We start from the raw sequence: 9823 nt of genomic DNA on the forward strand, positions 1-9823 counted from the left end.
CGTCGGCGGTGACGTTCATGAGGTACTTGGTTCCGGAGTAGACGTTGACGCGGGCGCCGGGCTGGGCGGTGCCTTCGATCTTCTGCTTCTGCCCCGTGGTGAACGTCTTCGTCGTCACCGTGATCGGCGCGGTCTCGTTCTCCTCGGCCGTCAGCGTGAAGGTGGTGTCGTCGGTGCCGGTGGACTTGAGGGTGCGGGTGAAGGTGGCGTCGGTGATGGCGGCGCCGGTGGTGTAGTTCCAGTTGCCGTCCTCGTCAGCGGTGACGCTCATGAGGTACTTGGTTCCGGAGTAGACGTTGACGCGGGCGCCGGGCTGGGCGGTGCCTTCGATCTTCTGCTTCTGCCCCGTGGTGAACGTCTTCGTCGTCACCGTGATCGGCGCGACTGCGGTGCTCTCCGGCGTGAAGGTCTCGGTCGTTCGCTCGCCCGTGATCCCAGAGGCGAACTCGAGCGTTCGCTCCTTCGCGTCCCAGCCGCCGGCGATCGTGTAGGACCACTCCGCGTCGTCCTCGACCTCGGCGGTTCCGGTTGAGAAGTCGGGGAACGTGATCACGATGTCCGCACCGATCGCTCCGGTGCCGGTGAGGACGATGTCCTCACCGGGGACGAAGGTCCTCGCTGCGCTCACCGCGAACGGCTTCGAGCCCACCGGGACGAAGGTCTTCGACGTACGGTCCTGGCCACCGACGACAACGGCCTCGACACGGTGGGGGACCGCGGCCCAGGGCACCTCGAAGTCGGCCGTCCAGGTTCCATCGTCACCGACCTCGACCACCTCGCTGTGGAACGTCGGCAGCGTCACCTCCACGCGGTCGCCCACTGCTCCGGTCCCGCTGATCGAGATCTGCTCGCCGGGAGTGAACTGGTCATCGCCGCCGATCGCGAACGGCTTCGACGCGCCGGGTCGGTAGGTGCGGTCCGCCGAAGCGCCCGTCAGCGAGCCGCGTACAGTGAGGGGGTAGGAGACGTCTGCCCAGGTCTGCTGTGGTTCGAGTGACCAGGTGCCGTCCGTACCCACCTCCGTCCGGCCCAACGATCCCGCGATCGACGTGACTTCGATGCTGTCGCCGATCGCGCCGGTCCCGGTCAGGGTGATGGCGTCGCCCGGGGTGAACGCGTCTGGGCCTCCGAACGCGAGGGGCTTCGAGCCCACCGGGATGAAGGCGTGCGCGGCATCGACGCCGGTGAGCAAGGACGCGAACGTGACCCGGTACGGCCGGGCGTCCCAGTGCTCGTCCGGGGTGTAGCTCCAGGAGCCGTCCGCTCGCACGGCTACCACGGTGCTGTTCGCGAAGCCGGGTAGCACGATGCGCAACTGGTCGCCGATGGCACCGGTCCCGACGATCGTCGGGGCGGCTCCCGGGGTGAAGGAGTCCGAGCTCGTCACGGCGAACGCTTTCGACCCGACCGGGACGAAGGTCTTCTTGATCGTGTCGAACTGCCCCGTGAAGGTCACGCTGTGCGGAGCGGCATCCCACACGCTCTCGACCTGGTAGGACCAGTCGCCGTTCGAATCGGCCTTCACCTGGGTCCGCTCGAAGGACGGGAGCGAGATCTTGACGAGTTCGCCGGGATAGGCCTTCCCTGTCAGGGTTGGCGGTGCGCCGGGTACGAACTCATCGGGACTCGTGATCACGAGAGTTGCGCGTGCGTGCTGCGTCGATCCCACCGGCTGCGAGGCGGCGGCTGGCACGGAGATCCCGACGGCGCCGAAGGCGACGGAGGCGCCGACGACAGCGGCGATGCAGGTGCGGGAAGAACGGTTCCGGAACACGGTGATCCTTTCGATCGGAAGCTGGAACACCGTATTTCACTGGTTCTGTACGCATACCGGCACGATGCAATAGACCGCCTACGATGGACGGGTGCTGCTCGCGATCGACACCTCCGCCGGGACGTCCGTCGCCCTCGTCGACCCCGAGAGCGGTGCGGCCCTGGCCGAGCGCAGCACGGACGACTCCCGTCGACATGCCGAGGTCATCGGCCCCTTCCTCGCCGAGGTCCTCGACGCGGCCCGCATCACCCCCGCCGACGTCTCGGGTGTCGTCGCAGGCATGGGCCCCGGGCCGTTCACCGGCCTCCGCGTCGGCATCGCAGCCGCCCGGACCTTCGCCGCTGCGCGCGGCATACCGTTCCTCCCGCTGGTCAGTCACGACGCGATCGCGGCCGACCAGGACCGCTCCGGTCCGTTCGCCGTCCTGACGGACGCGCGGAGGCGCGAGGTCTACTGGAGCGCGTACGACCAAGCCGGCACGCGCGTGGCGGGTCCCGGACTCGCCAAGCCGGCGGACCTCGACGAGGCGATCCGCGCCTCCTGGCCCGACGCCGTGAGCTGGGACCGGGTGACGGCCCTGTCCGTACCGGCCTGGAGGCTCGGCTCGCTCGCCGCCGACCGGCTCACCTCCGGTGCGCCCTTCGCGGACGACACCCCGCTCTACCTGCGCGACCCCGACGTGACGATGCCGGGAGCCCCGAAGCGGGTCGTCCGGTGACGGCCCTCCCCGACGGGCTGCGGTTGCGGCGCGCTCACCCGCAGGACCTCGACGACATCATGTGGCTCGAACACTCGTCGTTCCCGACGGACGCGTGGTCGGCGTCGCAGATGTCCGGCGAGCTGTACTCGCCGCACGGGTACTACGTCGTCGTCGAGACGACCGAGGGCGGGGCGCCGACGGTCGTCGGGTACGCCGGACTCTCGTCGCTCGCGGGGAACCCCGTCGCCGACGTCCAGACCATCGCGGTCTCGGCGGACCACCGGGGGAGGGGCATCGGGCGGGTGCTCTTCACGGAGCTCCTCGACGAGGCGCGGCGTCGTGGCGTGCGCGAGGTCTTCCTCGAGGTGCGTGCCGACAACCCCGTGGCCCAGGCGATGTACACCGCCTTCGGCTTCGAACGGATCGCCGTCCGTCCCCGCTACTACCAGCCGGACGGCGTCGACGCGTGGGTCATGCGTGCGGAACTCGTCCCGATCGCCGGGCCGGGACCGATCGGACAGGAGGCACTCGATGGCTGAACCACTCGTGCTCGGCATCGAGACGAGCTGCGACGAGACCGGCGTCGGGATCGTCCGTGGGAACACCCTGCTCGCGAACGTCATCGCCTCGAGCATGGAGGAGCACGCGCGGTACGGCGGCGTCGTCCCCGAGGTCGCGGCGCGGGCGCACCTCGAGGCCATGACGCCGACGCTCACCGCTGCGCTGTCGCAGGCGGGCGTGACGCTCGACGAGCTCGACGCCGTCGCGGTCACCGCGGGGCCGGGGCTCGCGGGAGCGCTCATGGTCGGGGTCGGTGCGGCCAAGGCGCTCGCGGTCGCGACGGGCAAACCGCTGTACGGCGTGAACCACCTCGTCGGACACGTCGGCGCCGACGTGCTCCGTTCGGACGGTTCGGAGATCGAACTCCCGACGGTCGCACTGCTCGTCTCGGGCGGACACACGTCGCTCCTCCTCGTGCGGGACCTCGTCGGCGACGTCGAACTGCTCGGCGAGACCATCGACGACGCGGCGGGCGAGGCGTTCGACAAGGTCGCCCGGCTGCTCGGCCTGCCGTACCCGGGTGGGCCGCAGATCGACAAGGCGGCGGCCGACGGTGACCCGACGGCGATCCGGTTCCCCCGCGGACTCACCCTGCCGAAGGACATGGCAGCGCATCGCTACGACTTCTCGTTCTCCGGGCTGAAGACCGCGGTCGCGCGATGGGTCGAGAAGTGCCGCGACGAGGGGCGCGAGGTCCCCGTCGCCGACGTTGCGGCCTCCTTCCGCGAGGCGGTGGTCGACGTGCTCCTGACGAAGGCGCTGAACGCGTGCCGCGACACCGGCGTCGACCGGCTCCTGCTCGGCGGGGGCGTCGTGGCGAACGCCCGGCTGCGCGCCGTCGCGATCGAGCGGTGCGCGGCCGCCGGGGTGTCGTTGCGGATCCCGCCGTTCGACCTCTGCACGGACAACGGCGCGATGATCGCGGCGATCGGTGCGCGGTTGGTCGCCGAGGGACACGCGCCGAGTGACCTCGGGATCGCGGCGGACTCGACGCTGCCGGTGACGACCGTCCAGGTCTGACGCGCGCAGACGCTGCCCGGTCTCACGCCGGGTGTCTGTGGGAGGATTCACAGGGCACGTCGAACGCCGTGCCGAGAGGGGTGGACGGTGTCCGATCAGAACCAGTGGCCGAAGCCGGGCGAGACGCCGGACGGCGGTGCGTCGTCGGTGCCGTCGGGTGCGGCCCAGTCGGAGTCCGGGCAGTCGGGGTCCGGTGAGCCGGGGGCCGGGCAGCCGCAGCAGTACGGTGCGTCCGCTCCCGAGGCGCCCGCAGCGGCGCCGAACGACCCGTGGGCGCAGTCCGGGCAGGGTGCGTCGGCGCAGGGTGTGTCCGAGGGCTCCACCGCTCCGCAGAACCCGTACGCGGCGCCGCAGCAGCAGAACCCGTACGCGGCGCCGCAGAACCCGTACGCCGCTCCGCAGCAGAACCCCTACGCTGCGCCCGGCCAGCAGAACCCCTACGGCGCCCCGCAGAACCCGTACGCCGCCTCCGGCCAGCAGAACCCCTACGGCGCCTCGCAGCAGCAGAACCCGTACGCGGCGCCGCAGAACCCGTACGCCGCTCCGCAGCAGAATCCCTACGCGGCGGCCGGGTACCAGCCCTACGCACAGCGCCCGAAGACGAACACGATGGCGATCCTCGCGATCGTGTTCGGCCTCGGTGCCGTCCCGTTCTTCTTCATGGCGATCCTGCTCGGCCCGGCGGGTGCGATCCTCGGTCACCTCGCCCTCGGGCGCATCAAGCAGACCGGTGAGGGCGGTCGCGGTCTGGCCCTGACGGGTGTCATCGCCGGCTGGGTGATGACCGGCGTGTGGATCCTGTGGATCATCGCGCTGTTCGCCTCGGTGGGGAGCACCTACTCGTACAACGACGACTACGGCTCCGGCGCCTTCATCGGCTGACGCGCGTCCCCGACGACCCGTCCCCACAGCCCACGTCACCCCGAACCACCGATCGCGGTGGTCGGGGTGACGTTCGTCGTGCGGAGCACGTGCCCGCGCCGAGAGCACCCGCTGCGGTGCCGCAGGTACCGGCCCTGCGGCATGCCGACGTCGCACTGGGCAACCCGTCGGGGGAGAGACGGCGGAGTCCCGGGGGGGGGGGGGGGGGGGGGGGGGGGGGGCCGCGCGGGGGGGGGGCGGCGGGGGCGGCGCGGCGGGGGGGGGGTGGGGGAGCCCCGGGGCCACGATCGTGGCCCCGGGGCTCGAGCAGCGCGAGTTCAGGCCTGCGTCATCGCGACTGCAGGGTGAAGGTCAGGAGGTCTGCGCCGTCCGACTGCACGGTGCGGGTGTAGGAGTCCTCCGCGAGGGCGGTCGCCGTGGTGTAGGACCACTTCCCGGCGGCGTCCGCCACGGCCTTCGTCTCGTACGCGTTGCCGGAGTAGACGTTCACGCGGGCGCCGGGCTGGGCGGTGCCTTCGATCTGCTGCTTCTGCCCGCGCACGAACGTCGTCGTGGTGACGGTGATGGGTGCGACGGTCGCCTGTCCGGCAGTCAGGGTGAAGGTGACGTCGTCAGTGCCGGCGCTCTTGAGCGTGCGGGTGAAGGTGTCGCCGGTGATGGCTGAACCGGTGGTGTAGTTCCACTTGCCGGATGCGTTGGCGGTGACGTTCATGAGGTACTTCGACCCGGCGTAGACGTCGACGCGTGCGCCAGGTTGAGCGGTGCCTTCGATCTTCTGCTTCTGTCCCTTGACGAAGGTCGTCGTGGTGACGGTGATCGGCGCGACGGCGGTCTCCGCGGTGAGCTGCTGCTCGACGGTCTTCCCGGTGCCTCCGAAGGCGGTCTTCACCACGACCGTCGTCGTCGGGCGTTCTGTCACCGGGAACGGGCTGGTGATGCTCCACTTCCCGTCCGGATCCGCATCGGTGATGGCGGCGTTCGGCCCGTCATGGCCGGCGAACCGCGCGCTCACCCGCGTGTTCGGTTCCGCCCGGCCGGAGATCGTCACGAGCTGTCCTGGACGGTAGGTCGTCGTGCCGACCTCGAGCGTCGGCGCGACCGCGGTGAGCGTGTGCTCGACAGCGCGCTCCGTTTCCCCACTCCGGCTCGTGACCGCGACCTTCGTGCTCTGCTCCTCCGTGACGGGGAAGCGGCTGGTCAGACTCCACCGGCCGTCGCCTCCGACCACCGCGCTGTCCGAGTTCGGACCGTCGCCGGAGAAGCGTGCGCTGACCGTGGCACCGGGATCTGCGGAGCCCTCCAGGGTGACGGGGAGGCCGGCCACGTACGTGGTGGTGTCGACGCTGAGCGTCAGCTCACTCGCCGTCAGCGTCTTCTCGACCGTCTTGCTGAAGTCCCCGAACCCGGTCGACACCCGCACGACGGCGTTCCGGTCGTGGACGGGGACCTTCCCGGTGAAGCTCCAGCGGCCCGAGCGATCCGCCGTCACGCGTCCGTTGTCGGACTCGTTCCACGTACCGGGCAGGTTCACCACCACGAACACGCCGGGGTTGGCGGTGCCGCCGACGGTGGCAACCTCGCCAGCGCGGTACGACTGCGTGTCGACGGTCAGGATGCGCTCGATCGCGGTCAGGGTCTGCTCGACCGCGTCGGAAGCGCTCTGCGCCGTGACCGTGAGGTCCGCCGCGGTCTGCACCCAGGTCGAACTCGTCGCCGTCCACGAACCGTCCGCCGCAGCGGTGGCAGATTGGAGGTCGTTCGGGTGATCGGGGTTGGCGAAGTGCACCGAGACCCGCTGGCCGGGGTTGGCGGAGCCGGTCACCGTGACTTTCTCGCCCGGGAGGAAGGTCTTCGTGACGATGGCCAGCTCGTGCTGCGCGTCCGGGGCCGTCCGGGACGTCGCCGCGGGTGCCGCGTTCTCAGCGGCATGAGCGATCGAGGTCGGACCGACGAGGGCGAGGCCGAGCACACCGACGGTGCAGGAGGTGAGGATGGAGCGCTTCATGGCTTCTTTCTGGTTGGGAAACCAGAATGTTACGCACAGAATACTGCATGCATCATGACTGCGCTGTGTTCAGCCCGAGACGCCCAGCCGCTCGCACAGGATCGCGGTGTGCCGTCCCTCCAGTCGGGTGAGCACGAGCGTGATGCGACCGCTTCCCCGCAGCCGCAACCGCTTCCGGAACTGCGCCGGGTCGACGTCGACCCCGCGCTTCTTGATCTCGACGGTCCCGATGTCATCCGCCGCCAGTCGCGCGGCGAGCTGCTTCACGTCGAGCGGCATCGTGTCGAGCACGCGGAAGCCCTGCGCGAACGGGGTCGGTACGGCTCGGTCCGAGGTCACGTACGCGATCCCCTCGGACAGCATGCGGCCGTCGATCGACCGGGCGAGGTCGCCGATGAGCCGCGCGCGGATGACCGCCCCGTCGGGCTCGTAGAGGTAGGCGCCGAGCGGACCGACGGGCTCGTCCGGAGCGTCGGACGCGCCCGTGAGCTCGGCGATCCCGTGCGGCCCGATGACGGTCGCAGCACGGGCCACACCGGGCCGGGCGAGGGGGCCGAACCAGAGGGCGAGTTCGACGACCTCGCGGTCGACGGACGTCCACTGCGCCTCGGCGGTGTCGGGGATGAGGTCCCGGTCGACCCCGGGGCCGAGCTTGACGCCCGTCGGGGTGGTCGTGGCGGCGGCGAACACGGTGTCGAGCGACGGGGACCAGTCGTCCGGATCGGCGAGGCGCTTCGTGTTCGTGTGGCCCGAGGTCCGGCGCGCCGGGTCCATCCAGACCCCGTCCACCCGCGACAGGTCGAACGTCGCCGCGTCGCCGAGCTCGACCCGGGCGGAGTCCCAGAGCGACAGGTTGTGCGTGGCGACGGCGGCGGTGACCTCGTCACGGTCGACCGCGACGACCTCGAGGTCGAGCGCGGCCATCGCCATCGCGTCCCCGCCGATGCCGCACCCGAGGTCCGCGACGCGCGCGAGCCCCGCTGCGGTGAACCGTCCGGCGTGCTGGGCGGCGACCTGCAGACGGGTCGCCTGCTCGAGGCCGGCCTCGGTGAAGAGCATGCGGGAGGCGAAGTCGCCGAACTTCCCCCGCGCCTTCTGGCGCAGCTTCGCCTGCGTGAGGACCGCCGCGACGAGGCCCGGATCGTGCCCCTCGGAGCGCAGCCGCGAGACGACCCGGACGATCTCACCACCGTCGGACACGGCCGGGGTACGGTCGAGCACGGCCATCCCCTCGGGGGTCAGCAACTGGGCGAGATCGGCGGCTTCCACCCGACGATCCTCCCAGGTCGCCGAGAGCCCGGTCGGACGTTGGCACTCGGATTGACCGAGTGCCAACGACGCTCTAGAGTTGGCCCGTTGGCACTCTCCTGTGCGTAGTGCCAACACGGTTCCCATCTGTACCGAGTCAGTACCGAGAAAGAAGAGGTCACCGTGGCCGTCAGCATCAAGCCGCTCGAGGATCGCATCGTCATCCGCCAGGTCGAGGCGGAGCAGACCACCGCTTCCGGTCTGGTCATCCCGGACACCGCGAAGGAGAAGCCCCAGGAGGGCGAGGTCGTCGCCGTGGGCCCGGGTCGCATCGACGACAACGGCAACCGCGTCCCGCTCGACGTCGCCGTGGGTGACAAGGTCATCTACTCGAAGTACGGCGGCACCGAGGTCAAGTACTCCGGCGAGGACCTCCTCGTCCTCTCGGCGCGCGATGTCCTCGCCGTCATCGTGCACTGAGCCCAGTCCACATCGAGAACGCCCCGTTCGGCTCCGGCCGGGCGGGGCGTTCCCACGTCCGCAGCCAGGCTGCGCAGGGTTCGGGAGGCGCGGCTCGGCCCCGCATCGTCGGCCCCCGTTCCTAGGATGGTTCCGTGAGTGAACCGTTCCCGGCCCGTCCGGCACGCAGCGAGGCGTCCGTCGGCGTCGTCCAGGCGATCATCGCCTACGGGCTGTGGGGCCTCATGCCGCTGCTCTTCGCGGCGATGGCCCCCGCCGGGGCGTTCGAGATCGTCGCCTGGCGGATCGTCTTCGGACTGGTGTTCTGCGCGATCGCGATCGCCGTCACCCGCTCGTGGCTCCGGACCCGCTCCCTGATCGCCCAGCGCCGGGTGATGCTCGTCATGGGCCTCGCCGCGGTGCTCATCCTGGTGAACTGGACCGTGTACGTCGCGGCGACGACCACGGGCCACACGGTCGAGGCGGCGCTCGGCTACTTCATCAACCCGCTCGTCACGATCGCGCTCGGGGTCGTGGTGCTCCGCGAGCGCCTCCGTGCACTGCAGTGGACCGCCGTGGGCATCAGCATCGTGGCCGTCGTCGTCATCGCGGTGGGCTACGGGCAGATGCCGTGGATCTCCCTCGTGCTGGCGTTCTCGTTCGGGTTGTACGGGCTCGTGAAGAAGCGGGTCGGCGGGACGGTCGACGCACTGAGCGGTCTGACGATCGAGACCGTGTGGCTGCTGCCGCTCGCCGTGGTCGCTCTCGTGGTGATGGGGGTGACGGGCCTCGGCGGCGGTGTGACGTTCACGAGCGAGGGCTGGGTGCACGTCCTCGTGACGGTGCTGACCGGGCCCGCGACGGCGGTGCCGCTGCTGCTGTTCGCGTCCTCGGCCCGACGGGTGAGCCTGTCCACGCTCGGGCTGACGCAGTACCTCGCGCCGGTGATGCAGCTGCTCGTCGGGGTGGTCGTGCAGCACGAGCCGATGTCGGGTGCCCGGTGGATCGGCTTCGGGATCGTCTGGCTGGCACTGGTCATCCTGACGACCGACTCGTTCCTGGCCGCTCGGGCAACCCGGCGCCGGGCGGTGGCGCCCACCGCGGCCGAGCCGGCCTGACGGTCGCCAGCCGCGCCTCCAGGGCTGCGCCGCGCCCACGCGCCACGCGACGGCCG

9 protein-coding genes are annotated in these 9823 nt (G+C 70.7%); 6 read left to right on the forward strand and 3 right to left on the reverse strand.

Going from position 1 to position 9823, the window contains the following annotated elements; all coding sequences use genetic code 11:
• Positions 1–1774 (reverse strand): hypothetical protein (locus Q7F20_RS16320; RefSeq protein ID WP_305741123.1); only part of this gene is annotated, 1774 nt, incomplete at its 3' end.
• A gap of 91 nt (positions 1775–1865) precedes the next feature.
• On the opposite strand from Q7F20_RS16320, the gene tsaB reads away from it, so the two are divergent.
• The 4 genes from tsaB to Q7F20_RS16340 all read left to right on the forward strand — a co-directional run bounded on the left by tsaB (position 1866) and on the right by Q7F20_RS16340 (position 4937).
• Entirely contained in the window at positions 1866–2492 is a 627-nt protein-coding gene (gene tsaB / locus Q7F20_RS16325) for a tRNA (adenosine(37)-N6)-threonylcarbamoyltransferase complex dimerization subunit type 1 TsaB (RefSeq protein ID WP_305741124.1), read from the forward strand.
• Positions 2489–3013 (forward strand): ribosomal protein S18-alanine N-acetyltransferase, encoded by a 525-nt coding sequence (gene rimI / locus Q7F20_RS16330; RefSeq protein WP_305741125.1) that lies wholly within the window; start codon positions 2489–2491, stop codon positions 3011–3013. The genes tsaB and rimI overlap by 4 nt, the downstream gene beginning before the upstream one ends.
• The gene (gene tsaD, locus Q7F20_RS16335; protein ID WP_305741126.1) at positions 3006–4055 is read left to right on the forward strand and encodes a tRNA (adenosine(37)-N6)-threonylcarbamoyltransferase complex transferase subunit TsaD; all 1050 of its coding nucleotides are present in this window, start codon (positions 3006–3008) and stop codon (positions 4053–4055) included. The genes rimI and tsaD overlap by 8 nt, the downstream gene beginning before the upstream one ends.
• Positions 4056–4142: 87 nt before the next feature.
• A complete protein-coding gene (locus Q7F20_RS16340) occupies positions 4143–4937 on the forward strand; it encodes a DUF4190 domain-containing protein (RefSeq protein ID WP_305741127.1) in 795 nt (264 codons plus the stop codon).
• A 328-nt stretch (positions 4938–5265) separates the two neighbouring features.
• Here the strand turns inward: Q7F20_RS16340 and Q7F20_RS16345 are convergent, their stop codons facing one another.
• Positions 5266–6942, reverse strand: coding sequence for an Ig-like domain-containing protein (locus tag Q7F20_RS16345; protein ID WP_305741128.1), 1677 nt, complete (start codon positions 6940–6942; stop codon positions 5266–5268).
• Between the two features lie 69 nt (positions 6943–7011).
• The gene (locus tag Q7F20_RS16350; RefSeq protein ID WP_305741129.1) at positions 7012–8211 is read right to left on the reverse strand and encodes a class I SAM-dependent methyltransferase; all 1200 of its coding nucleotides are present in this window, start codon (positions 8209–8211) and stop codon (positions 7012–7014) included.
• Between the two features lie 162 nt (positions 8212–8373).
• Between Q7F20_RS16350 and groES the strand changes: the two genes are divergently transcribed.
• Both groES and rarD read left to right on the forward strand, forming a co-directional pair.
• Positions 8374–8670 (forward strand): co-chaperone GroES, encoded by a 297-nt coding sequence (groES, locus tag Q7F20_RS16355; protein ID WP_017885484.1) that lies wholly within the window; start codon positions 8374–8376, stop codon positions 8668–8670.
• A gap of 134 nt (positions 8671–8804) precedes the next feature.
• The gene (gene rarD, locus Q7F20_RS16360) at positions 8805–9767 is read left to right on the forward strand and encodes an EamA family transporter RarD (RefSeq protein WP_305741130.1); all 963 of its coding nucleotides are present in this window, start codon (positions 8805–8807) and stop codon (positions 9765–9767) included.
• The last annotated feature ends 56 nt before the right edge of the window (positions 9768–9823 follow it).

It is taken from the genome of Curtobacterium sp. A7_M15, assembly GCF_030705415.1.
Classification (GTDB): domain Bacteria; phylum Actinomycetota; class Actinomycetes; order Actinomycetales; family Microbacteriaceae; genus Curtobacterium.